The 23,589-nt window shown below is 33.6% G+C and carries 25 protein-coding genes; 20 read left to right on the top strand and 5 right to left on the bottom strand.

The window, feature by feature from the left end; all coding sequences use genetic code 11:
- Positions 1–72 precede the first annotated feature (72 nt).
- From trmB to AAFP94_RS02195, 5 genes are all read left to right on the top strand, one after another.
- Positions 73–747 (top strand): tRNA (guanosine(46)-N7)-methyltransferase TrmB, encoded by a 675-nt coding sequence (gene trmB / locus AAFP94_RS02215; protein ID WP_316660771.1) that lies wholly within the window; start codon positions 73–75, stop codon positions 745–747.
- A 2-nt stretch (positions 748–749) separates the two neighbouring features.
- Positions 750–1,379, top strand: a complete 630-nt coding sequence (locus tag AAFP94_RS02210) for a lysine transporter LysE (RefSeq protein ID WP_316660772.1) — start codon at positions 750–752, stop codon at positions 1,377–1,379.
- A 3-nt stretch (positions 1,380–1,382) separates the two neighbouring features.
- Positions 1,383–1,712, top strand: a complete 330-nt coding sequence (locus tag AAFP94_RS02205; protein ID WP_316660773.1) for an MGMT family protein — start codon at positions 1,383–1,385, stop codon at positions 1,710–1,712.
- Positions 1,713–1,806: 94 nt separating this feature from the next.
- A complete protein-coding gene (locus tag AAFP94_RS02200; protein WP_316660774.1) occupies positions 1,807–2,946 on the top strand; it encodes an Mrp/NBP35 family ATP-binding protein in 1,140 nt (379 codons plus the stop codon).
- Positions 2,947–3,186, top strand: coding sequence for a NifU family protein (locus AAFP94_RS02195; RefSeq protein ID WP_316660776.1), 240 nt, complete (start codon positions 2,947–2,949; stop codon positions 3,184–3,186). It begins immediately after the preceding gene.
- 17 nt (positions 3,187–3,203) lie between these two features.
- On the opposite strand, the gene AAFP94_RS02190 is transcribed toward AAFP94_RS02195, so the two are convergent.
- The 3 genes from AAFP94_RS02190 to AAFP94_RS02180 form a co-directional block, all read right to left on the bottom strand.
- On the bottom strand, positions 3,204–3,578 hold the full coding sequence (locus tag AAFP94_RS02190) for a hypothetical protein (RefSeq protein ID WP_316660777.1): 375 nt from the start codon (positions 3,576–3,578) through the stop codon (positions 3,204–3,206).
- A gap of 78 nt (positions 3,579–3,656) precedes the next feature.
- Positions 3,657–7,187: a pyruvate:ferredoxin (flavodoxin) oxidoreductase gene (nifJ, locus tag AAFP94_RS02185; RefSeq protein ID WP_316660778.1), complete on the bottom strand. Its 3,531-nt coding sequence runs from the start codon at positions 7,185–7,187 to the stop codon at positions 3,657–3,659.
- 288 nt (positions 7,188–7,475) lie between these two features.
- Positions 7,476–7,826 (bottom strand): 4Fe-4S dicluster domain-containing protein, encoded by a 351-nt coding sequence (locus AAFP94_RS02180; RefSeq protein WP_316660779.1) that lies wholly within the window; start codon positions 7,824–7,826, stop codon positions 7,476–7,478.
- 174 nt (positions 7,827–8,000) lie between these two features.
- On the opposite strand from AAFP94_RS02180, the gene AAFP94_RS02175 reads away from it, so the two are divergent.
- The 15 genes from AAFP94_RS02175 to AAFP94_RS02105 all read left to right on the top strand — a co-directional run bounded on the left by AAFP94_RS02175 (position 8,001) and on the right by AAFP94_RS02105 (position 21,568).
- On the top strand, positions 8,001–9,857 hold the full coding sequence (locus AAFP94_RS02175; RefSeq protein ID WP_316660781.1) for a 2-oxoacid:acceptor oxidoreductase subunit alpha: 1,857 nt from the start codon (positions 8,001–8,003) through the stop codon (positions 9,855–9,857).
- A 1-nt stretch (position 9,858) separates the two neighbouring features.
- The gene (locus AAFP94_RS02170; protein WP_316660782.1) at positions 9,859–10,872 is read left to right on the top strand and encodes a 2-oxoacid:ferredoxin oxidoreductase subunit beta; all 1,014 of its coding nucleotides are present in this window, start codon (positions 9,859–9,861) and stop codon (positions 10,870–10,872) included.
- Positions 10,873–10,883: 11 nt separating this feature from the next.
- A complete protein-coding gene (locus tag AAFP94_RS02165; protein ID WP_316660784.1) occupies positions 10,884–11,234 on the top strand; it encodes an NADH-quinone oxidoreductase subunit A in 351 nt (116 codons plus the stop codon).
- A complete protein-coding gene (locus AAFP94_RS02160) occupies positions 11,225–11,794 on the top strand; it encodes an NADH-quinone oxidoreductase subunit B (protein WP_316660786.1) in 570 nt (189 codons plus the stop codon). The genes AAFP94_RS02165 and AAFP94_RS02160 overlap by 10 nt, the downstream gene beginning before the upstream one ends.
- A 2-nt stretch (positions 11,795–11,796) precedes the next feature.
- Positions 11,797–12,357 carry an NADH-quinone oxidoreductase subunit C gene (locus AAFP94_RS02155; RefSeq protein ID WP_316660787.1) on the top strand — a complete coding sequence of 187 codons (561 nt, stop codon included), beginning with the start codon at positions 11,797–11,799 and terminating at the stop codon, positions 12,355–12,357.
- A 3-nt stretch (positions 12,358–12,360) separates the two neighbouring features.
- Complete coding sequence (locus AAFP94_RS02150) at positions 12,361–13,482, top strand: NADH-quinone oxidoreductase subunit D (protein ID WP_316660789.1); 1,122 nt, start codon at positions 12,361–12,363, stop codon at positions 13,480–13,482.
- 10 nt (positions 13,483–13,492) lie between these two features.
- Positions 13,493–14,557 (top strand): NADH-quinone oxidoreductase subunit NuoH, encoded by a 1,065-nt coding sequence (gene nuoH / locus AAFP94_RS02145; RefSeq protein WP_316660791.1) that lies wholly within the window; start codon positions 13,493–13,495, stop codon positions 14,555–14,557.
- 4 nt (positions 14,558–14,561) lie between these two features.
- A complete protein-coding gene (locus AAFP94_RS02140; RefSeq protein ID WP_316660793.1) occupies positions 14,562–15,038 on the top strand; it encodes a 4Fe-4S binding protein in 477 nt (158 codons plus the stop codon).
- Between the two features lie 4 nt (positions 15,039–15,042).
- Positions 15,043–15,561, top strand: a complete 519-nt coding sequence (locus AAFP94_RS02135; protein WP_316660794.1) for an NADH-quinone oxidoreductase subunit J family protein — start codon at positions 15,043–15,045, stop codon at positions 15,559–15,561.
- A 2-nt stretch (positions 15,562–15,563) separates the two neighbouring features.
- Complete coding sequence (gene nuoK / locus AAFP94_RS02130; RefSeq protein WP_316660795.1) at positions 15,564–15,881, top strand: NADH-quinone oxidoreductase subunit NuoK; 318 nt, start codon at positions 15,564–15,566, stop codon at positions 15,879–15,881.
- A 10-nt stretch (positions 15,882–15,891) separates the two neighbouring features.
- On the top strand, positions 15,892–17,811 hold the full coding sequence (nuoL, locus tag AAFP94_RS02125) for an NADH-quinone oxidoreductase subunit L (RefSeq protein ID WP_316660797.1): 1,920 nt from the start codon (positions 15,892–15,894) through the stop codon (positions 17,809–17,811).
- 9 nt (positions 17,812–17,820) lie between these two features.
- The gene (locus tag AAFP94_RS02120; RefSeq protein WP_316660798.1) at positions 17,821–19,308 is read left to right on the top strand and encodes a complex I subunit 4 family protein; all 1,488 of its coding nucleotides are present in this window, start codon (positions 17,821–17,823) and stop codon (positions 19,306–19,308) included.
- A 36-nt stretch (positions 19,309–19,344) separates the two neighbouring features.
- On the top strand, positions 19,345–20,748 hold the full coding sequence (locus tag AAFP94_RS02115; protein WP_316660799.1) for an NADH-quinone oxidoreductase subunit N: 1,404 nt from the start codon (positions 19,345–19,347) through the stop codon (positions 20,746–20,748).
- 5 nt (positions 20,749–20,753) lie between these two features.
- Positions 20,754–21,083: a hypothetical protein gene (locus tag AAFP94_RS02110; protein ID WP_316660801.1), complete on the top strand. Its 330-nt coding sequence runs from the start codon at positions 20,754–20,756 to the stop codon at positions 21,081–21,083.
- A 155-nt stretch (positions 21,084–21,238) separates the two neighbouring features.
- Complete coding sequence (locus AAFP94_RS02105) at positions 21,239–21,568, top strand: 2Fe-2S iron-sulfur cluster-binding family protein (protein WP_316660802.1); 330 nt, start codon at positions 21,239–21,241, stop codon at positions 21,566–21,568.
- A 3-nt stretch (positions 21,569–21,571) separates the two neighbouring features.
- On the opposite strand, the gene AAFP94_RS02100 is transcribed toward AAFP94_RS02105, so the two are convergent.
- Together AAFP94_RS02100 and AAFP94_RS02095 are read right to left on the bottom strand one after the other, a co-directional pair.
- Positions 21,572–22,672 carry a bestrophin family protein gene (locus tag AAFP94_RS02100; RefSeq protein WP_316660803.1) on the bottom strand — a complete coding sequence of 367 codons (1,101 nt, stop codon included), beginning with the start codon at positions 22,670–22,672 and terminating at the stop codon, positions 21,572–21,574.
- Positions 22,673–22,678: 6 nt separating this feature from the next.
- Positions 22,679–23,575: a metallophosphoesterase family protein gene (locus AAFP94_RS02095; protein ID WP_316660804.1), complete on the bottom strand. Its 897-nt coding sequence runs from the start codon at positions 23,573–23,575 to the stop codon at positions 22,679–22,681.
- Positions 23,576–23,589 lie beyond the last annotated feature (14 nt).

Below are 23,589 nucleotides of genomic sequence, written 5' to 3'. Positions count from 1 at the left end.
AATAAAATCAAAGGTAAAGAATAATTAGTGCTCACAGATATTTCCTTATTTTTGCCAAAATATTAAAAACTTGTGGGAAGCAAAAACAAACTTAAACGGTTTAAGGAAAACGAAACTTTTGCCAATGTATTTCAACCAACGCGTGAAGAATTGGTCAATCATGATTTTGCATTAAAGGGCAGCTGGAATACGCAGGTTTTTAAAAACAACAATCCTTTGGTTTTAGAGTTGGGCTGCGGTAAAGGAGAATATTCAGTTGGGCTGGCAAAAAAGTTTCCGGACAGGAACTTTATAGGTATTGATATCAAAGGAGCCCGTTTTTGGAGAGGCGCAAAGACCTCAATTGAAGAAAACATTCCTAATGTGGCTTTTTTAAGAACTCAAATTGAACTCATTGAATATGCTTTTGAAGAAAATGAAGTTGATGAAATCTGGATTACTTTTCCAGATCCTCAAATTAAATATAAACGCACAAAACATAGATTAACAAATTCAGATTTTTTAAATAAATACAAAAAAATATTGAGATCGGACGGTGTAATAAATTTAAAAACTGATAGTGAATTTATGCATGGTTATACTCTGGGATTATTACATGGTTTAGAATATGAGATTTTATATGCCAATCATAATGTTTATAAACAGGAAGGAAGTCCAGAAGAAGTTACAAGTATTCAAACATTTTATGAGTCTCAATATTTAGAAGAAAACAAACCAATTACTTATATTAGGTTTAAAATAAATTAACGTTGAATATCACTGTCATTTTTTTTGTTGGATTAATTATAGCATTTGTTGGGATGATTCCTCCTGGTTTGCTTAATATGACTACTGCAAAAATAAGTTTAAAAGAAGGGTATAGTAGAGGTGTCATATTTTCAATAGGTGTATGTATTACAGTAATTATCCAAACTATAATAGCAGTAACTTTTGCTAGATATTTAAGCAGACATCCAGATATTATAAATGTTTTAGAACGTGTAGCTTTGGTTCTTTTTATATTATTGACCATTTATTTTTTCGTATTTGCCAAAAAAGAACCAAAACCTGATATCGAAGAGAATGTAAAAAGTAAACATAGCCGATTTTTTTTAGGAATGTTTTTGGCATGTCTGAATGTATTACCGATACCTTACCAGGCGTATATGAGTATTACTTTAGCTGGCTTTGGTTGGCTTACGTTTGATTACACTAGTGTCTCTTCTTATATTGCAGGAGTAGGTACAGGAACATTTGTAATGCTCTACATTTATATTTTCTTTTTTGATAAGATTAAAGGGAAATCGGTTATTACACAAAAAAGCATGAACTATTTTATTGGCACGATTACCGCAATCATTTCTATCGTTACACTTATAAATGTTATTAAAGAATTTTAATTCATGAAAACCGAAACTATTAATTTTTTTGATAAGGTTTACCAAGTTGCAAAACAGATTCCCTACGGCCGTGTGACAAGTTATGGTGCCATTGCTAACTATCTAGGAGCAGCGAAGAGTGCAAGAATGGTAGGTTATGCCATGAATGGTTCTGTAGGCAAAGATGTACCTGCACATCGTGTAGTGAATAGGAAAGGTTTGTTAACAGGAAAACATCATTTTGAAGGCACCAATCTTATGCAGGAACTGTTGGAAAGCGAAGGCATCAAAATTATCGATAATCAAATTCAAGGTTTTGATAAAGTGTTTTGGGATCCTTCAAATGAATTATAATAAATCTTAATTTCCGAATAAATCATTTCAATAAAACCTTTTAATATTCTAAACAATTCACTGTATATTTGTAGTTTAGAATTATTCTGAATAAATGAAATTAAATAAACAAGACATATTAAAAGCACTTGAAACTATTTCTGCACCTGGTGATGGTCAGAACATGGTAGAAAGTGGCGCAGTAAAGAATGTAGTGACTTTTGGAGATGAGGTAATAGTTGATATCACCATTACTAATCCAAGTCTACAAGCAAAGAAAAGAGTTGAGGTGGACATCATGAAAACTATTCATGACAAGGTTTATGAAAAGGCAAAAATTACAGTGAATGTAAAAGTAGATGCTCCATCAAAACCAAAGCCAAATGTTATAAAAGGGAAACCAATTCCTGGAATTCAAAATATTGTAGCTGTAGCATCTGGTAAAGGAGGTGTTGGTAAATCTACTGTTACAGCAAATCTTGCAGTTTCATTAGCAAAAATGGGTTTTAAAGTAGGAATTTTAGATGCAGATATTTATGGACCTTCTATTCCAATTATGTTTGATGTAGAAAATGAAAAACCTCTAGCAGTAAATGTCGATGGAAAATCTAAAATGAAGCCTATTGAAAATTATGGGGTAAAAATTTTATCAATTGGGTTTTTTACTAAACCAGATCAAGCGGTTGTGTGGCGTGGACCAATGGCCTCCAAAGCTCTGAACCAAATGATCTTTGATGCACATTGGGGAGAAATTGATTTTCTTTTGATAGACTTACCTCCAGGCACAGGAGATATTCATTTAAGTATTATGCAATCACTACCTATTACGGGAGCTGTTGTTGTAAGTACTCCGCAAAATGTTGCTTTGGCAGATGCAAAAAAAGGAGTGGCAATGTTCCAGCAGGAAAGTATCAGTGTTCCAGTTTTAGGAATTATAGAGAATATGGCGTATTTCACACCAGAAGAATTGCCTGAAAACAAATATTACATTTTTGGAAAAGAAGGAGCCAAGAATCTTGCAGAAGATTTAAATGTGAACTTTTTAGGCGAAATACCATTGGTGCAAAGTATTAGAGAAGCAGGAGATATTGGACGTCCAGCAGCTTTGCAAACAGCAACATTATTAGAAAAAGCTTTTGAAAAATTGACACAGAATGTTGTTCAAGAAGTAGTAAGAAGAAATGAAGATTTACCACCTACTGAAGCAATTAAAATTACAACAATGGCAGGATGTTCGGCAATAAAAAAACAATAAATGACCACCGAAGAATTAAAATTAAATATTGAAAAGGCTCTAGATGAGATTAGACCATTCTTGCAAAGCGATGGTGGTGATATTTCATTGCTTTCAATTGAAGATGACAAACTTGTAAAAGTACAACTTCAGGGAGCTTGTGTGGGATGTACTGTGAATCAAATGACATTGAAGTCTGGTGTAGAAATGACCATTAAAAAGTATGCTCCTCAAATAGAGAAAGTCATAAACATTGAATAATCAAATCGATAGTCTTATTAAATAATTTTCTCACGTCTTAATAGCGTGTCTAAATTATCTGCAATATTAAAGCAGCTACTAACTTTTTCTACTTCATTGCAATATACATTATCAGTATTATAAGACTTACATTCAAAATCTGATAAATCTATTTGCTTAAATTTTTTGTTAACTTTCACACATTCATCATATAGACTTTTAATCGTTTTAAGATTGTCTGTGTCAATTTCATTTTTTAACAGATATCCTCTCAAAAAGTTTTCAATAGCATGTTGAGAGTTTTTACATACCGAATAAGAAACAATATCTTCATGCGGTCTGTAAAGCTCTTCATTAGCTGCATTTAATTTATGAACAGCTTCTTCAAATAATTTTTTTGCTTTTTTTTCCATTTTAAATTTATTTATAGGTTAGCAATTAAAAGCAAAACATCTGTTTCTATTTAGAAACAGATGTTTTTAATGATCTATTTACATATCTCTATAAAGTTCTAAACGTTCCCATTTAGAATCTACTTCAATTTGTGCTTGTTCCAGAAGCTTTTGACCTAGTTCTTTATTGTCTTTAACAACTCTGGTAAAACGTGTTTCATTATACATAAAATCACTTAATGGTAAAGTAGGTGACTTAGAATCTAGTTTAAATCTTTTTCCTTTAGGCTTTGAAGGATCAAATCTAAATAATGGCCAATAACCAGAATCAACCGCTTTTTCTTGCTGTAAAGCTCCATCTTTTAAATCGTAACCATGCTCGCCACAATGTGAATAAGCAATGATTATTGAAGGACCAGGATATTCAGCCGCCTCTTCTATAGCTTTTAGAGTCTGTAAATCTTTAGCGCCTATTGCAACTTGAGCCACGTATACATTCTCGTATGAAATTGCTTGTAGAGCTAAACTTTTTTTGTTAGTACGCTTTCCAGAAACAGAAAATTTTGCACTTGCTCCTAATGGTGTAGCTTTAGAGGTTTGTCCGCCAGTATTGGAATATACTTCTGTGTCTAAAACCATTATATTTATGTCTTCACCAGATGCCAATACATGATCTACGCCACCATACCCTATGTCATAAGCCCAACCATCACCTCCAAGAATCCAAACATTCTTTTTACGAAGGTATTCGGTTAATTGTAAAAGTTTTTTTGAAGCATCATTATCTATTTTCACCAATTTGCTTTTTACTTTTTCAATATTTTTAAAATTTTCTGCTTTCTCTGTCTCCGTTTTTTCAGGATTATTTAAGATAGCTTCAACCAGATCAACTCCTATTTCAGTCTCCAAAGATTTTAATAAACTAATTGCTATTTCTTGTTTTTTAGTTAATGCAAGCTTCATGCCCAGACCAAATTCAGCATTGTCTTCAAATAGTGAATTTGCCCACGCTGGACCTCTTCCGAAGGAATTAGTTTTATAAGGAGTAGTTGGTAAATTTCCTCCATAAATCGAAGAACAACCTGTTGCATTAGCTATTAAAATACTATCTCCGAAAAGTTGTGTTAATAATTTAATATATGGCGTTTCTCCACAACCAGAGCATGCTCCAGAAAATTCGAACAATGGTTCTAAAAATTGCGAACCTTTAATATTTGTGATTTGTAATTCTGTTCTATTGTAATTTGGTAAATTTATGAAGTAATCCCAATTCTCATTTTCTTCTTTTTCAACGGTAAGTTTATTATGCATGTTTATTGCTTTGAATTCAGGATTATCGTTGCTTACAGCTGGACAGACTGCAACACATAAATCGCAACCTGTACAGTCTTGAGGAGATACCTGTAATACATAAGACTCATTTTCTTTATCAAAAGGTCTGCCTTTTGCAGGCACAGTTTTCAAGGATACTGGCTTGTTGTTTAATCCTTTATTAGACACAACTTTGGCTCTTATTGCTGCATGCGGACAAATGACAACACACTTATTACATTGTGTACAGATATCTTCTCCATCCCAAACAGGAATAAAATCTGCGATTCCTCGTTTTTCAAATTGTGTAGTTCCTGTAGGGAATGTACCATCCACAGGAAAAGCACTTACAGGAAGTTCATCTCCTCTACCTGCAAGTATTTTACCAAGAATTTCTTTCACAAATGGATCAGCATTACCCGTCATCATTGGTTTTAGTTCATTATCACTTGTAATATGTTTTGGATAATCTACCTTTTGAAGGTTTGCGAGTGAATTATCAACTGCGTTAAAGTTCATTTGTACAACCTTTTCTCCCTTATGGGAATAAGATTTTACAATAGCTGCTTTAATTTTTTCAATGGCTTCATCTTTTGGTAATACACCCGAAATAGCAAAGAAACAGGTTTGTAATATTGTATTTGTGCGTTTACCTAAATTCGATTCATGAGCAACTTTTGAAGCATCAATTACATAAAACTCCACTTCATTTTTAATGATTTCATCTTGCATTAATTTTGGAAGTTTATCCCATATTTCAAACTTATTATATGGAGAATTCAATAAGAAAGTTCCTCCTTTTTTAACATGTTTTAAAATATCATATTTTTCAATAAAATTATATTGATGACAGGCTACAAAATTTGCTTTATGAATTAAATATGTAGAATATATTGGTTTTGGTCCAAAGCGTAAGTGTGAAACTGTTTGCGCTCCCGCTTTTTTTGAGTCGTATACAAAATACCCTTGTACATAGTTATCTGTAGTTTCCCCAATTATTTTAATAGAATTTTTGTTTGCACCTACAGTTCCATCCGAACCTAACCCGAAGAACATACAGTTAAAAGTGTTTTTGGCGGTTCTAAATCTTTCACCTATTTCTAAACTTGAATGAGTTACATCATCTACTATACCAATAGTAAAGTGATTTTTAGGTTGAGGTTTATTGAGCTCATCAAATACTGCTTTAACCATGGCTGGATCAAATTCTTTGGAACTCAAACCATAACGACCACCAATTATTTTAGGCATATCTCTATTACTTTCTGTAAGCGCTGTAATAACATCTTGATATAGAGGCTCGCCTAAACTTCCGGGCTCCTTTGTTCTATCCAATACAGCAACTTTATTGACACTATTTGGTAGTGCGTCTACAAAATGACTAATAGAGAATGGTCGAAATAGTCGAACTATAATGGCTCCAACTTTTTCTCCATTTTTGACCATTGCTTCAACAGTTTCTATTACAGGGCCTTGACCAGAACCCATAATTACTATTACACGTTCTGCTTCTGGATGACCTATATAATAAAATAGACTATACTTCCGGCCAGTATGTTTATAAAACTCATCCATTGTATCTTGGACAATGCCAGGTACTTTTTGATAGAATGAATTGGCAGCTTCTCTTGCTTGAAAGAATACATCTGGATTTTGTGATGTACCTCGAACTACAGGATGATCCGGATCTAAAGAACGCTTCCTATGTTGAAGAATTTCTTCTTCTGGCATCATTTCTTTTATAATTTCATCGGTAATACCATCAATTTTAGAGATTTCATGAGATGTTCTAAAACCGTCAAAAATATTTAAAAATGGAACTCTTGATTTCAATGTAGACACTTGAGAAATTAACGCAAAATCATGAGCTTCTTGAACAGAACCACCAAACAACATTGAGAATCCCGTTTGCCTAGTTGCCATGACATCAGAGTGATCACCAAAAATTGAAAGTGCATGTGTAGCAACAGTTCTTGCTGCTACATGTATGACAGAAGGCAATAATTCTCCTGCAATTTTATACATATTAGGAATCATTAATAATAATCCTTGAGAGGCTGTAAAGGTTGTAGTAAGTGCTCCAGCTTGTAAAGAACCATGAACTGCACCTGCAGCACCACCTTCACTTTGCATTTCTACAATTCTAGGGATATTATCCCAAATATTTTTTTGTCCTTTTGCACTAAACACATCTACGTGTTCACCCATTGGAGATGCTGGAGTAATAGGATATATAGCGCATACTTCATTAGTTTTATGAGCGACTCGAGCAACTGCTTCGTTTGCATCACAAATTAACTTTTGGAATTTGTTTTCCATAATAAATGTATTTTATTAGTATGAATATCTTTAATTTATCTTGTGAAATTAAAAATTGTATACTAAAAATTCTATGACTTATATCAGGTTAACAAATAGAATATGCATTATTAAGTAATTAGAAAATAGAAATATTATTAGAAAGAGGAAGACTGGTGTTTAAAGAATAGTATCGCATTAAAAAATCACCTAAAGCAATAAAATATTGTCTTAAGTGACTTATTTTTAATCAGCTTTAAATTAAATTAAATTAAATTAAACTAAAGTTAGTGTATGTATTAAGATATTTTATTCACCATGTAACCATGCTTTCTTCTGTAACAAAACTTCTTCAGTTTCAACATGATTATCATCTGGAATACAGCAATCAACAGGGCAAACAGAAGCACATTGTGGTTCTTCATGAAATCCTTTGCACTCTGTACATTTATCGGGCACAATAAAATAAAACTCGTCTGATATCGGTTCGTTTTCGATGTCGGCATCAATTTCATCTCCACTAGGTAGTGTGACTATGCCACTTAATGCAGTTTCATCAGAATATGACCACTCTTGATCAGGTTCGTAAATAGCATTATTTGGACACTCTGAAACACAGGCATCACAATTAATGCATTCATCAGTTATTATAATAGCCATAATTTAAGTATTTTTAGTAAAATAATTATTTGTAAAATTAAACGTCATTTTCGAATTTAAATGTGATAAAAATCATATTTAGTTCTAAAAAGTGAAATTATCTTTGATGCCATTAGGCTTAAAACATTAATAATTTATATAAAGTTAATTGTTTTTTATAAAATAATATAAATTATGTCAATAAAGAAAACAAATAGTCAAACAGAAATACTTGAAGCTGTTATTATCAGATTTGTGGGAGATTCTGGAGATGGTATGCAATTAACTGGCACTCAATTTTCGGATACTTCGGCGATGTTTGGTAATGACATTGCAACTTTTCCTAATTACCCTGCAGAGATTAGAGCGCCTCAAGGAAGCCTATATGGTGTATCAGGCTTTCAGGTACATATAGGCAGCGTAGAAATTAGTACTCCTGGAGATGAAGTAGATTTACTGGTTGCAATGAATCCAGCAGGTTTAAAAACAAATTTGCATGCAGTTAAACCTGGGCATACAATAATTGTAGATACAGATGCTTTTACAAAAAAGAATTTAGAAAAAGCACAATATGAAACAAACCCTTTAGAGGATGGGAGTTTGGAGAATTACAGGGTAATTGAAGTTGCTATGACCTCCTTGACTAAAGAAGCTTTAAAAGATATAGTTGGGCTTGATAATAAAAGTATTACAAGAACCAAAAATATGTTTGCTTTAGGAATGGTATATTGGATGTATGATCGTTCACTTGACCATACAATAGAGTTTTTTAATAAAAAGTTTAAATCCAATCCTAAAATAATTGAGGCTAACACTAAAGTTCTAAATACAGGATTTTACTTTGCTGAAACTTTGGAGTTGATTCCAAATGCCTATTCTATTTCTCCTGCCAAAATGGAACCCGGTACTTATAGAATAATTATGGGAAATACGGCTACGGCATGGGGATTTTTGGCAGCAGCTGAAAAATCTGGATTAGAATTATTTTTAGGTTCATATCCTATTACGCCAGCGTCGGATATATTACATGAATTAGTAAAACATAAACATTTTGGCGTGAAATCTCTTCAGGCAGAAGATGAAATAGCTGGTATTACTTCTGCCATTGGAGCTTCATTTGCGGGAGATTTGGCTATTACAACGACATCAGGACCCGGATTAGCATTAAAAGGTGAAGCTATTGGATTAGCTATGATGGTAGAACTTCCTTTGGTTGTTGTAAATGTACAAAGAGGTGGTCCGTCAACAGGATTACCTACAAAAACAGAACAATCTGATCTTTTACAAGCATTGTATGGAAGAAATGGTGAAAGCCCAGTTATTGTAATCGCAGCCAGTACACCATCTAATTGTTTCAACTTTGCCTATGAAGCAGCAAAATTGACTCTAGAACACATGACTCCAGTTATTCTTTTATCAGATGGTTATATTGCCAATGGATCTGCTCCATGGAAAATCCAATCAGTAAATGATATGCCAGAAATAAAGAATAATATTATCAATAAGGCTCATGATGATTGGCATCCTTACGAACGAGATAAAGATTCCCTTGCTCGTAAATGGGCAATACCAGGCACTCCAGATTTAGAACACAGAATTGGAGGTTTAGAGAAAGACAAGGTAAGTGGAAATGTCTCTTATGTCCCCGAGAATCATGAATATATGACTAAAATAAGAGCAGAGAAAATCAAAAGAGTTCAAAACTATATTCCTGAATTGAAAACCGAGTTTTCTAAAAAGGGAGAATTGTTAGTTGTAGGTTGGGGCGGGACTTATGGGTCTTTGCATTCAGCGATAAAGCATTTGAAAGAGGAAGGAATCAATAACATCGGATATGCTCATTTCAATTATATAAATCCACTTCCAAAGAATACTGAAGCAGTTTTAAAACAGTATGATAAAATTGTGGTATGTGAATTAAATACAGGGCAATTTGCCAAAGTATTAAGGATGAATTTTCCTGAATTAGAACTAATACAGTTTAATAAAATTCAGGGACTTCCTTTTAGCAATGGTGAATTAATGGAAAAATTTAAACAATTATTAAATTAATATGGAAACTACAGCTGAAAAAAAGTATACATATAAAGATTTTGAAAGTGATCAGGAAGTAAGATGGTGTCCAGGTTGTGATGATTATGTAATTTTAAGATCCGTACAAAAAGCTTTGCCTGAAATTGGAGTGAAGCGAGAAGATGTAGTATTTATTTCTGGTATTGGATGTTCTTCACGATTTCCATATTATATGAACACATATGGAATGCACAGTATTCATGGTAGGGCACCAGCAATAGCAACCGGAGTCAAATTGGCGAATCCAAATTTAAGTGTTTGGGTTGTTACAGGAGATGGCGATTCCATGGCCATTGGTGGTAATCATTTTATCCATGTATTAAGAAGAAATATTGACTTAAATATAATTTTGTTTAATAATGAAATATATGGACTAACTAAAGGACAATTTTCACCAACTTCTCTTGTTGGTCAAAAAACAAAATCATCTCCTTATGGTAATACACAACCACCATTTTCAGCGGGTGAATTAGCTTTAGGATCTCAAGCTCGCTTTTTTGCAAGAGTTGGAGGAAATACGCCTAAAGAAATGTCTCAAATTTTTATTGACTCTACTAAATTTAAAGGAACCTCATTAATTGAGGTCATGCAGAACTGTCCAATTTTTAATGATGGGTGTTTCACAGAATTTACAGACAAACAAGTAAGAGCAGATAAGCAATTATTTGTAGAACATGGAAAGCCTATGATCTTTGGCAAAGAACTTAACAAAGGGTTGGTTTTAAATGGTCTTAAGCTAGAAGTTGTTACTTTAGGTGAAAATGGAATAACTGAAGAAGACATATTAGTTCATAATGCTAAAGATGAAGATCCAACATTGCATCAGATGTTAGTGAGATTAAAATATCCATTGGTAACAGGTATTATAAGAAGTTTTGAAGATACTACCTTTGAAGAAAGAGAGGCTGAACAGACTAGTCAGGTAAAAGCAGATTCGAAGTTTAGAAAAACTGATGATTTGTTCTTTTCGGGAGACATTTATCAAGTATTTTAATAAAATCATTTATGGGTTCAGAAGCGATAATTGTATTTTTCATAGCAGGTGTGGTATTAGTCGCAGGTGCAAATTTTTTGTCAAATTTAATTTCGCATAAATCAGATAGTCCTCAAAAAAGAGAACCTTATGAAAGCGGAATGAAAACCATTGGCCCAACTTGGGTCCAATTCAAAGTTGGTTATTATTTGTTCGCTATTTTATTTTTGATTTTTGACGTTGAGGTGGCATTTTTGGTGCCATGGGCGGTTGTATTTCAAGATTATGGAGGCATTGCCTTTATCGAGATATTCATTTTTCTTTTCATTCTAGGGTTAGGATTATTATACGCATGGAAAAAAGGAGCTTTAAAATGGGAGTAGACAATACATATAAGATTCCAGACGATTTCCCCGGAAAAGTAATTCCTGCAGGGAATGGTGCTAATATCGTAGTAACATCACTCGATAAAATCATTAATTGGGGGCGAGCTAATTCATTATGGTCATTATATTTTGGGACTAGTTGTTGTGCAATTGAAATGATGCAGACTGGTGCAGCTAGACATGATTACTCGAGATTTGGATTTGAAGTAGCAAGACCTTCACCAAGACAGGCCGATTTAATTATTATAGCAGGAACCATTGTGAATAAAATGGCACCAGTTTTACGGCGACTTTATGATCAAATGGCAGAGCCAAGATATGTAATTGCCATGGGAGCTTGTGCGATTTCTGGAGGGCCATTTTTTTACAACACATATTCTGTAGTAAAAGGAGCTGATCATGTTATTCCTGTCGATGTTTATGTGCCTGGATGCCCACCAAGACCCGAAGCCTTATTGGAAGGTATGCTGATGCTTCAGGACAAAATAAGAACAGAAAATATGAAAAATAAGAAAAACCCAATTGAAGGTTTTGACGAAGGATTTTATAACAAATAATTATGACTAACGAATCTTTACAAGAATTATTAGGAAGTTGGTTCCCAAATCCTGAAGCAAGTGAAACTTCTTTACAAGCAAAAGTTTCGAATGATGTTGAAGTTTTAGATGAAAATCTGGAGGCACAGGCATTAGTTAATCCAAGCCTTTTGGAATTCAAAGAAGAAGGATCCCAGTTTTTGAATGTTATTGTTCCAAAAGAATACTTACATGGTCTCATGAAGAAGTTAAAAAGCAATTCAGAGACAAGCTTTGATTATTTATTTTGTTTATCAGGAGTAGATTGGGGAAATGAATTAGGAGTTGTTTACCATCTAGAATCAACAAAATATAGACATACTATTGTTGTAAAAGTTACAACTGAAGACAGAGAAAATCCAGCATTTGACTCGGTTTGCGATATTTGGCGTACTGCAGAATTTCATGAGCGTGAAGTGTTTGATTTTTTCGGGATAAAATTCAATAATCACCCAAATTTAAAACGACTTTTTTTAACAGATGAATGGGAAGGATTTCCTTTGAGAAAGGATTATGTAGATGAAATCAATATGGTTATCAAGTAAAATATGGAAACTACAACTGTAGATACTAATTTTAAATCTGAAGAGTATTTCATCAATATGGGACCGCAGCATCCTGCAACCCATGGTGTGTTACGTCTCTTATTGACAATTGATGGAGAAATCATTAAAAAAGTCGAGCCTGATTTAGGATATATACATCGTTCTATAGAAAAAATGTGTGAGCGCGATAGCTATCAGCAAATTGTCCACTTAACAGACAGGATGGATTATCTGTCATCTCATATCAATAATGAAGCAGTATGCTTGACTGTCGAAAATGCTTTGGAATTGGAAATTCCAGATCGTGTGAAAGTCATTAGAACCATTATTGGAGAACTAACAAGAATAGCATCCCATTGCCTTTGGTGGGGTGTTATGGGTATGGATGTAGGTGCACTTACAACATATTTTTATGGTTTTAGGGACCGTGAAATGATTAATGATATCTTCGAAGAAACGTGTGGTGCGAGATTGACAATGAACTATAATGTCCCTGGAGGATTAATGTGGGATATTCATCCAAATTTTGTAAAAAGGACTAAAGATTTTGTAGCACATTTTAAAACTAAAATCCCTGAATATGACAGATTATTAACAGGGAATATCATTTTTCAAAAAAGAACAAAAGGCGTTGGAATTTTGTCTAAAGAGGATGCTATTTCGTTTGGAGCTTCTGGTCCTGTTGGGCGTGGTTCTGGATACTCTTGCGATGTTAGAAAATACCATCCTTATAGTGCTTTGAATAAAGTCACCTTTAACGAGGCTTTACAAACGGCTGGCGATACCTTTGCGCGTTATCAGGTTAGAATTCAGGAAATGTGGGAATCATTGTCAATAATAGAACAATTAATCGATAATATTCCAGAAGGCGAACATAGAGTAGCTACAAATGCGGTTATAAAATTGCCTAAAGGAGAATTCTATCAAAGAGTAGAAACAGCGAGAGGAGAATTGGGTGTTTATATTATTAGTACAGGAACTAAAAACCCATACCGATTGAAATTTCGATCACCTGGATTTTCAAATTTATCCTTGTTAAATCATATTTCAGTTGGAGGAAAAATAGGAGATTTGGTTGCGACAATGGCGACTCTGGATTTAGTGATTCCAGATATTGATAGATAATTTAAGAATAATGAGTATAGCTTTAAGTATAACAAAAACCATTCACGATTGGCTTTTCGGCATTATGCCAGAAACCACAGCAAGTATTGTTGAAATGATCCTTATTGCTTTGGTGTACTTAACTGTTTTTGCCGTTGCAGGCTTGTTTTTAGTATTAATGGAACGCCGTGTTGCCGCTTGGTTTCAACTGCGAATAGGACCAAATAGAGTTGGGTTTCAAGGATTACTACAAACAATGGCTGATGCCTTAAAACTGGTATCCAAAGAATTAACTGGTACTGACAGGGCTGATAAGTTTTTATACAATCTAGCACCATACTTTGTGATCATTTCAGCTTTAATGGCTCTTGGACTTATTCCGTTTACTAAAGACTTTCAGGCCTTTGATATTAATATTGGGATCTTCTTTTTAATTGCCATTTCATCTATCGGTGTTATCGGTATTTTACTGGGCGGTTGGGCAAGCAATAATAAGTTTGCCTTAATTGGTGCAATGCGAAGTGGTGTACAAACCATTAGCTATGAACTTTCAGTTGGCTTATCATTACTAACCATGATTTTATTAACCGGTTCGTTACAGCTTTCAGAAATTGTAGAAGTACAAAAAAGTGGCTGGTTAATTGTTCAAGGCCATGTTCCGGCAATAATTGCATTTATGATATTTATGATAGCAGGAACTGCCGAAACAAACAGAGCACCTTTTGATATGGTCGAGGCCGAATCAGAGCTTGGTGCTGGTTTCCATACAGAATATTCTGGAATGAAGTTCGCTTATTTCTTTTTGGCTGAATTTATTAACATGTTTTTAATCGCAGCAATTGCTACCACCGTTTTCTTTGGAGCGTGGTTGTCACCATTCGGAATAACAGAATCTATTCCATGGTTGGGTCTATTTTGGTTTTTGTCTAAAACTCTGGTTCTGGTATTTTTAATGATGTGGTTTAGATGGACATTTCCAAGATTAAGGGTTGATCAATTACTAACACTTGAATGGAAATATTTGTTGCCAATGAATTTGGTAAACATACTTATTATGGCATTAATTGTCTGGCAAAAATTAACAATTCAGATATAATAGAATGAGTTATTTTTCAAATATATATCAAGGTATAAAAACACTTCTCAAAGGAATGAGTGTTACAGGGAAATACTTTTTAAATTCAAGAAAAGGAGCAATTACTCAACAATATCCAGACAACAGAGAAACTCTTAAAATGTTTGATCGTTTTCGTGGCGAGGTAATTATGCCACATGACGAAAACAATGAACATGCCTGTACTGGCTGCCAAAAGTGTGAGATTGCATGCCCTAATGGTACAATTGAAATTATTTGGGATCGTGGCATTGACGAATATTCTGGTAAAAAGAAGAAAAAAATAGACAAGTTTGTTTATCACTTAAGCTTATGTACCATGTGTGGTTTGTGTATTGATGTTTGTCCAACTGATGCCATTGAATGGGGACAGAATTTTGAAAATTCAGTTTACGATAGAACAAAATTAACAAGAGTTCTGAACGAACCTGGTTCAAAATTAAGGCCAGGAGTAGAAGATTAATTATATGGAACGAATACTATTTTACATCATAGCTTTATCAATGATTATATTTGCGATTGCAGCTGTAAGTAGCCGTAGGATGCTTCGATCGGTTATTTATTTACTATTTGTTTTAGTTGGTATAGCAGGTATTTTCTTTTTGATAGATTATAATTTTTTGGCAGCAATTCAACTAACTGTTTACGCTGGTGGTATTATTATACTTATTATTTTTTCCGTTCTATTAGTGCATCATATCGAATTGAAATTGGAAATGGCTAAACCTTTTAGACAGTTTTTAACAGCGATAGTTTGTTTAATTGGCATTGGCATTATTTTAACGACAATTTATTCTCATCAATTTGAAGTTGTAGAAAATAATATATCGACCACTACAGCGCAAATCGGATCAAAATTATTAAGCTATGATTCTGGCGGTTTTATTTTACCATTCGAAGTTATTAGTGTCGTTTTATTGGCAGCTATGATTGGTGGGATTGTTATTGCGAAAGGTAAAAAACTGAACGAAAAAAATGATAATTGATTATGATAGAAGGCATTAGCATATATGAAATATTAACCCTAACAACGATATTATTTTTCATTGGTATTTATGGGTTTTTAACAAGAAGGAATCTGATATCAATCTTAATTTCGGTGGAGATGATATTAAATGCTTCTGTTGTGAATTTTGTAATCATAAATAAGTATTTATATCCAGATGTATTACAAGGTGTATTGTTCTCAATTTTTATTATTGCAATTGCAGCGGCCGAAACCGCGTTGGCTGTTGCAATAATTATTAACCTATATAGACAAATTAGTTCTGTTGAGGTTAAAGATACTGAAGTTATGAAGTTTTAATATTTAAAACATGAACATTAGTTACATCATATTAGTTCCGTTAATTCCTTTGGTAGTATTCTTACTGCTTGGGATATTTAATCAAAAAATAAAGCCAGCTGTTTCGGGATATGTTGGTGTATTTGGATTATTGGCATCTGCATCCTTGTCGTTATATGCAGCGTATCATTATTTCTTTATAAGTGGTAAAGTTGATGGAACGTATCAAACATTTACTGAAAAGTCTATCTGGATGAATTTTACGGATGCACTTCATATAGATATGGGCATATTAATTGATCCAATTTCTATGATGATGCTTGTGGTGGTTTCGATTGTCTCATTGATGGTTCATATATATAGTCGAGGTTATATGAAAGGTGATAATGGTTATACCAAATTCTTTGCGTTTCTATCCTTGTTTACCTTTTCAATGTATGGTTTAGTATTGGCTACCAACCTATTTCAAATTTATATCTTTTGGGAATTAGTAGGTGTGTCTTCATATTTGTTAATAGGATATTATTATACAAAAACCTCTGCAATTGCTGCTGCAAAGAAGGCATTTATTGTTACACGATTTGCCGATTTCGGATTCCTTATAGGAATATTAATTATAGGGTTTTACACTGGGACATTTGATTTTGAAACATTAAACAATCCAGAAGGAAGCGCTATTCTAAATTGGGCCGCAACTTCCTTTATGGGGTTATCTGTAATTACTTGGGCACTGATTCTTATTTTTATTGGTGGTGCAGGAAAATCTGCCATGTTTCCATTTCACATTTGGTTACCTGATGCCATGGAAGGTCCAACACCGGTGTCGGCTTTAATCCATGCAGCGACTATGGTAGTAGCAGGTATATTTTTAGTAGCCCGATTGTTTCCGATGTTCTATTTTGTTGAAGATGGATTCGCTTTAAATATAGTAGCTTATGTGGGTGCGTTTTCGGCATTATTTGCCGCAATTATAGCAATAACACAAACCGACATAAAACGCGTTCTTGCGTTTTCAACGATGTCACAATTGGGTTACATGATGTTGGCGTTGGGTGTTTCTGGATATGATGGTCAAGAAGGCGTTGGATATATGGCCTCCATGTTTCATTTATTTACACATGCCATGTTTAAGGCGCTCTTATTTCTTGGAGCTGGTTCTGTAATTCATGCAGTTCATAGCAATTATTTAAAAGATATGGGAGGATTGCGAAAGTATATGCCAATTACCAATTTCACTTTTTTAATAGCAGCAATTGCCATTGCAGGGATTCCACCTTTTGCTGGATTTTGGAGTAAGGATGAAATTTTAGTCGCTGCTTATGAGCATAATAAATTGATCTATTATGTTGGCGTCTTCGTTGCTGGACTTACGGCATTTTATATATTCAGAATTTACTTTGGGATATTCTGGGGAAAAGAAAAAACCTATAATCATACGCCAAAAGAGTCACCACTATCGATGACTTTTCCATTAATGGTATTAGCATTTCTGAGCATTACAGCTGGGTTTATTCCGTTCAGTGAATTTGTCACTGCAGACAAAAATGGATTTGACGCACATTTAAATTACTCGTTGGCAGCCATTGCAACTGCTGTTGGATTAATTGGAATAATAATGGCTTGGGTATTTTATAAGAAGGAAAATAGTTTATCAGATAAGTATGCAAAAGCATTTGGTCCATTTTATAAATGGGCAAGTGACAAGTTCTACTTTGATGAGATTTATATGTTTGTGACTAAAAAAATCCTGTTCAAAAGAGTTTCAGGTCCAATAGCAAAATTTGACAATAAATATGTGGATGGAACTATGGTGGGCATTGGAAACAAAACAGTATGGGCTTCAGAGAAAATAAAAGGAATTCAGTCTGGTAAAGTACAGGATTATGCTTTTGCATTCATCGCTGGAGTTGTTGTTATTGCATTAGTCTCTATTTATTTACTGACAAGTTAAACGAGAAATATGGATATTTTATCACTTTTTGTAATTGTTCCTCTCATAACCATTTTGGGTTTAGTGTTCACTAGAAACTTAAAACAAGCTAGGATTGTTGCCATGTTGGGGAGCATTATTCAGTTAGGGATGTCTATAAATCTTGTATTCGCCTATTTCAAAGAAAGAGCGATCAATGAAGATATTATGGTTTTTACCAGAGATATGATTTGGTTCAAACAATTTAATATTTATTACAGTGTTGGAGTCGATGGTATTTCAGTGGCGTTATTATTATTAACGTCCATTGTAGTTCTTGCAGGTGTTTTTATTTCTTGGAAAATGTACGATCTACCTAAAGAATTCTTTATTTCACTAATTGTACTTTCAATTGGTGTTTATGGATTCTTTATTTCGATTGATCTTTTCACCATGTTTGTGTTTTTTGAAATTGCCGTAATCCCAATGTACCTATTAATTGGGATTTGGGGTTCTGGACCGAAGGAATATTCTGCAATGAAATTAACCTTAATGCTTATGGGAGCATCTGCGGTTTTATTGGTTGGTATTTTAGGAATTTACTTCAATTCAGATGCCGATGGTGGAGCGTTAACTTTTAACATACTTGAAATTGCCAAAGTCAATATTCCCTTTGAAGCCCAAAAATTGTTTTTCCCATTAACTTTTATTGGATTCGCTGTTATTGGAGCCTTATTCCCTTTCCATACCTGGTCACCAGATGGTCATGCTTCGGCACCGACAGCAGTGTCGATGTTACATGCCGGTGTGTTAATGAAGTTGGGTGGTTATGGTGTGTTTAGGGTAGCTATGTATTTATTGCCTGAAGGTGCGATTGATTGGTCATGGGTGTTTATAATCCTTTCTGTAATTGGAGTAATATATGGCGCTTTCAGTGCTTTAAAACAAACAGACTTAAAATATATTAACGCTTATTCATCTGTAAGTCATTTAGGATTGGTTCTATTTGCTTTATTGATGCTGAATAAAACAGCATGGAACGGTGCGATTCTTCAGTCACTTTCACACGGATTTATGACGGCATTATTTTTTGCATTAATTGGAATGATATATGAACGAACACATACCAGAGATATAGCAAAATTGGGAGGATTATTAAAAGTCATTCCATTTATTTCGGTGGTTTATGTCATTGCAGGATTAGCGTCTTTGGGATTACCTGGATTTAGCGGTTTTATTGCTGAAATGAACATTTTTGTTGGCGCATTTCAAAATGAAGATGTGTTTATTAGGGTAGCAACAATACTTTCAGTTGCAGTAATTGTAATTACAGCGGTTTATATTTTACGTGTTGTTGGAATTATGCTTATGGGACCAGTTAAAAATGAGGCTTATTTGAAGTTGGAACGAGTAACATGGTATGAAAAATCTGGAATTTTGTTATTGCTTATTCCTATTGTTGGAATTGGAGTAGCACCACTTTGGTTAAGTGATATGATACTAGAAAGTTTACAACCTTTTATTCAAGGTTTAATATAGAAAACTTAAAAAATGGATTTTAGTAATTTTTTATTAATGAGACACGAAATTATTCTTTTAGGAGTAATTTTATTGTTGATCATAGGAGAAGTCTTTATAGCGTCCAATAAAAAAAACAGCATCGTTCATTTGGCTATATTCCTGTTTGGTTTGCATACGGCTATTGGGTTTTTAAATATAGATTATGGCAGCCTATTTGGAGGTATGTTTCACACAAATGCTTTGATTCAATTTTTTAAAAATATTCTAAATTTGGGCGTCTTTATTTTGCTATTGCAATCTGGAGATTGGTTACAGGAAAAAATAGTTGAACAACATCGTGGTACAGAATTCTTCATGCTGCTTTTCGCTTCTCTGCTAGGAATGTACTTTATGATTTCATCCGGAGATTTTCTAATGTTTTACTTGGGATTGGAATTATCAACACTTCCAGTAGCTGCATTGGCTGCTTTTGAAACTTCAAAGCGTATATCAAGTGAGTCTGGTATTAAGTTGATATTATCAGCTGCTTTAGCATCTGGTGTATCTTTATTTGGAATTTCTATGTTATACGCAACAACGGGGTCAATTTATTTTAACGATATTAATGAAACAATTACTTCTGCAAACTTAACACTTTTAGGATTTATATTGTTTTTCGCTGGTCTTGCCTTTAAGATTTCGTTGGTGCCATTTCATTTTTGGACAGCCGACGTTTATGAAGGCGCGCCAATTAGTATTGCATCTTATCTGTCGGTTATTTCAAAAGGTGCAGCTGTTTTTATATTAATGATTTTATTATTTACTGTTTTAAAACCGCTAATGCATATTTGGGAAAATATAGTTTATATTGTGGCAATTCTTACGATGTTTATCGGAAATTTATTTGCACTTCGGCAACAAAATATGAAACGCTTTTTAGCATTTTCATCTATTGCACAAGCTGGCTTTATTTTGTTGGGACTAATTATAGGGAACCAATTAGGAACTGCCACTGTTGTATATTTTGTTTTAATTTATGTTTTTTCGAATTTGGCTGCCTTTGGTGTTGTTCAAGCAATATCATTACAAACAGGAAAAGAACAGATTAAAGATTATGAAGGGCTTTACAGAACAAATCCGAATTTAAGTTTAGTCATGATGTTGGCGTTGTTTTCTTTGGCAGGAATACCACCTGTTGCAGGATTTTTCGGAAAATTCTTTTTGTTTACAGCAGCAGCCAGCGAAGGTTATTATCTACTGGTATTTCTAGCAGTGGTTAATGTGACAATATCTTTATATTATTATCTTTTAGTAGTACGAGCCATGTTCTTGAGAAAAAGTGAAAATGCTATCCCTTATTTTAAAAGTAAGATTTATATGAGATTAGGATTATTAATGACTGCAATAGGTATTTTAGTACTTGGAATTTACAGTCCGTTATACGACTATATTTATGAATTAAGTAAAAACCTTTATTAGTTGACATGGCATTATCTGGAAAACATATGTTCGGTAGTATTGAGGATACAAGAGTTACTTTTGTGGAAAAAGGAGTCAATGCAAACAGAAGAGATTTTTTAAAAAAACTATTAGAGTACAATGGTTTTGAAGTTCTTATTGAAGAAGAAAAAAGAAAAACAGAAGATGACCCACAACTTTACACGGTAGCAGTTACCGATATGGTTTTTAACCCAACTATTTGGGTTTTCCAACGTAAACTTGAAACTTTCGATGGTCATAAAGTAACACAAGATTATTGGAATCAAGAAACCGAAGACACCAAACCACAATATTGGAATAACGGAAGGAACTAGCCCTTCATGACTGCTATTTTTTACTGCATTGTTTTAAAATATATATTGAAAAAAATACGAAATTTATAATTCCTACTAATTTAGTAGGAATTATATTTTAGGATTTGAAATTATAGTCTATTTTTACGACTATTTTATAAAAGACTTTAATTTTGATGGAAGATATTTCAATAAAAATAAAAGATAGATTAGGCACAATTCACCAAGTAATAGCACCCACAGATATGGCAATGAACTTGATGGAAGTAGTAAGAAGCTATGAACTTGCTCCAGAAGGAACTATTGGTGTTTGCGGTGGTATGGCTATGTGTGCTTCTTGCCAATGCTATGTTTTGTCAGATCATGAATTACCAGAAATGCAGGATGACGAAGAGGCTATGCTTGGTGAAGCATTTTATGTAAAAAATAATTCTAGATTAGGCTGCCAAATTCAAATGACTCCAGAAATGTACGGACTGGAAGTAGAGCTTGCACCAGAAAGCTAATATTTACATTTGCACATCGTATTTAGGTTTAAGCTTTTCAGGTAGGTTTTCATCATCAATCATTTCCTTGATATCTATCTCAATACCATTGGCAATGGTTGAAATTGGGACATCGTTTGCATTGCCCTCAAAAGGATTTTCACTAGTCTCACCAATTCGTTCCATGGTGTGAAATACCCAAGCAACAATAACGCTAAAAGGTAAACTCAACCAGATAAAATATTTAGCTATAATTTCAAATATTTTTTGCCCTGTAGCCGTATATGCCATATGATTTTCCTGCAAAGTTTCAAGTAAAGTCATACCTATTTTATCAAATTCGTGCATTATGCCAAATGGTAATAGAAAAATAAATATCCATACAAAAAACCTGTTTAATGTAGCAAACTGTCTAGGATAAGGAAAATTCTTAATACGTTCACTTTTACCTTGAAGTGTATAAAATTCAACTAGCATTTTCTCCATTTCCATATGTCTGAAATCATCAATTAATCCTTTAAGTTTTAGTGTCTTTAGTTGTTTAGATTGTAAGGACAAAATTTGCGTAGCTTTATTTGATTTTTTCATGATATATGACAGCTCTTCAGAAAACAGATGCTTTTTAAGGTCATCTTCTATAGAAATATTTTTTTCTGGAATATCATAAAGCCTCCTATACTCTTTATTGGCCTTAATTGTCATGAATATTTCCCATGGTCTAGATTCACGCATTTGATGTCTTAAAGCCGTTATCCAACCAATATGTCTATAAACCAATTCTTTTTTAATAGCATTTAATTCTTCTTCAGAAATCTTGTGTTCAGAAAATTCATTGGTAATAAAATCTTTTACCATGATAGTCCATGATCTACTTGCATTCACAATGCCACCCCAAATCATTCTGGCTTCCCATAAACGACCATAAGATGCATTGTTCTTAAAACCAATAATGAATGCAACTGCGGTACCAATTAGGGCTATCGGAAGCCATGGTAAATGCAGCCATTTCCAGTTTAAAAAGTAATAAAGTATAATAGGAATAAGAGCTATAAGGATAAACCTATAAATGTCATATCTAGTCCATCGTAACATATCTCTTAATGAGTAATTTCTTTTAGTGTACATAATGCTCTAATTAGTTTTGTAATTTATCAGTTTTTTAGGACCTTCAAGCAATACCCTCACAATTTGAAGTGTGCCATCTTCTTTAGTCGATATTTGCCATTTTATAAGTGATATTTCTCCATTTTCAATTTCTAAACCGGTAATACTTCTAGGATGTACACAACTACCATCATTAAAAAAAGCAATATCTCCTGGTTCAGGAAAACGAGGCCTATGTGTATGTCCAACAATCGTTATGAGATTGTTATTTTCTATGATCCATTTTTTTGTTCTGCGTTCAACTTTAATAAGCTCTTTATAATTTTTTGCTGGGCTTGTTGGGTCTGCAATACCCATTACGTTTAATGGCTTCCAAAGTATTCTAACTAAAAATCTACTCCATTTCCAAATCGTATAGTTCCACCAATCTGCTTGATGCCCATGAGTTAAAAACAATTCCTGCCCAGTTTCGGAGTGTTTTAATATGATGCCTTCATGGTATTTCAAGTCGCAAAACAATTCTACATCTTCACCTAGTTTTTGGTCAAAATAGGTGGTTAGGTTTTTTTCAACATAATTGGGGTTTCTATATACCATATCATGATTTCCCCAAATCATATGCAGCCTATCCTGTTGATGAAATTGTTTCATCAACATATAAACATTTTTGTGAGCTTGCAGAATAGGTTGGAAAGACAAATTCTCCCATAGTTCATCGCCATCACCTAATTCACAATAGGTAAACCCTTCATTGTAGTAATGCTTTAAAGCATGAAAATAAATATTTCGGTTGTTAGCAAAATCGTCTGCAAAACTATTATCGCCACGATGACAATCACTAAATAATATAAACTTACTATTATTGTCAAAATCTATAATATTGGCATTTTTATAAGCTCTATCAAATCTGGATTTTGAAGACATAAAATAGTTTTAAC

This window comes from Gilvirhabdus luticola, from assembly GCF_040117515.1.
Lineage (GTDB): Bacteria > Bacteroidota > Bacteroidia > Flavobacteriales > Flavobacteriaceae > Gilvirhabdus > Gilvirhabdus luticola.
The sequence above is the reverse complement of the archived record's forward strand: the minus strand, read 5'-3'. Positions and strand labels throughout refer to the sequence as shown.

What these genes read in the sequence shown, in the direction of transcription:
- AAFP94_RS02105 (WP_316660802.1), top strand. Translation starts at nt 21,239, where the DNA reads ATGGAAGATATTTCAATAAAAATAAAAGATAGATTAGGCACAATTCAC.
- nuoL (WP_316660797.1), top strand. Translation starts at nt 15,892, where the DNA reads ATGAACATTAGTTACATCATATTAGTTCCGTTAATTCCTTTGGTAGTA.
- AAFP94_RS02205 (WP_316660773.1), top strand. Translation starts at nt 1,383, where the DNA reads ATGAAAACCGAAACTATTAATTTTTTTGATAAGGTTTACCAAGTTGCA.
- AAFP94_RS02150 (WP_316660789.1), top strand. Translation starts at nt 12,361, where the DNA reads ATGGAAACTACAACTGTAGATACTAATTTTAAATCTGAAGAGTATTTC.
- AAFP94_RS02135 (WP_316660794.1), top strand. Translation starts at nt 15,043, where the DNA reads ATGGAACGAATACTATTTTACATCATAGCTTTATCAATGATTATATTT.
- AAFP94_RS02190 (WP_316660777.1), bottom strand. Translation starts at nt 3,578, where the DNA reads ATGGAAAAAAAAGCAAAAAAATTATTTGAAGAAGCTGTTCATAAATTA.
- AAFP94_RS02170 (WP_316660782.1), top strand. Translation starts at nt 9,859, where the DNA reads ATGGAAACTACAGCTGAAAAAAAGTATACATATAAAGATTTTGAAAGT.
- AAFP94_RS02180 (WP_316660779.1), bottom strand. Translation starts at nt 7,826, where the DNA reads ATGGCTATTATAATAACTGATGAATGCATTAATTGTGATGCCTGTGTT.
- AAFP94_RS02195 (WP_316660776.1), top strand. Translation starts at nt 2,947, where the DNA reads ATGACCACCGAAGAATTAAAATTAAATATTGAAAAGGCTCTAGATGAG.
- AAFP94_RS02120 (WP_316660798.1), top strand. Translation starts at nt 17,821, where the DNA reads ATGGATATTTTATCACTTTTTGTAATTGTTCCTCTCATAACCATTTTG.
- nuoK (WP_316660795.1), top strand. Translation starts at nt 15,564, where the DNA reads ATGATAGAAGGCATTAGCATATATGAAATATTAACCCTAACAACGATA.
- AAFP94_RS02140 (WP_316660793.1), top strand. Translation starts at nt 14,562, where the DNA reads ATGAGTTATTTTTCAAATATATATCAAGGTATAAAAACACTTCTCAAA.
- AAFP94_RS02200 (WP_316660774.1), top strand. Translation starts at nt 1,807, where the DNA reads ATGAAATTAAATAAACAAGACATATTAAAAGCACTTGAAACTATTTCT.
- AAFP94_RS02115 (WP_316660799.1), top strand. Translation starts at nt 19,345, where the DNA reads ATGAGACACGAAATTATTCTTTTAGGAGTAATTTTATTGTTGATCATA.
- AAFP94_RS02165 (WP_316660784.1), top strand. Translation starts at nt 10,884, where the DNA reads ATGGGTTCAGAAGCGATAATTGTATTTTTCATAGCAGGTGTGGTATTA.
- AAFP94_RS02160 (WP_316660786.1), top strand. Translation starts at nt 11,225, where the DNA reads ATGGGAGTAGACAATACATATAAGATTCCAGACGATTTCCCCGGAAAA.
- AAFP94_RS02110 (WP_316660801.1), top strand. Translation starts at nt 20,754, where the DNA reads ATGGCATTATCTGGAAAACATATGTTCGGTAGTATTGAGGATACAAGA.
- AAFP94_RS02100 (WP_316660803.1), bottom strand. Translation starts at nt 22,672, where the DNA reads ATGTACACTAAAAGAAATTACTCATTAAGAGATATGTTACGATGGACT.
- AAFP94_RS02155 (WP_316660787.1), top strand. Translation starts at nt 11,797, where the DNA reads ATGACTAACGAATCTTTACAAGAATTATTAGGAAGTTGGTTCCCAAAT.
- AAFP94_RS02175 (WP_316660781.1), top strand. Translation starts at nt 8,001, where the DNA reads ATGTCAATAAAGAAAACAAATAGTCAAACAGAAATACTTGAAGCTGTT.
- nifJ (WP_316660778.1), bottom strand. Translation starts at nt 7,187, where the DNA reads ATGGAAAACAAATTCCAAAAGTTAATTTGTGATGCAAACGAAGCAGTT.
- AAFP94_RS02095 (WP_316660804.1), bottom strand. Translation starts at nt 23,575, where the DNA reads ATGTCTTCAAAATCCAGATTTGATAGAGCTTATAAAAATGCCAATATT.
- nuoH (WP_316660791.1), top strand. Translation starts at nt 13,493, where the DNA reads ATGAGTATAGCTTTAAGTATAACAAAAACCATTCACGATTGGCTTTTC.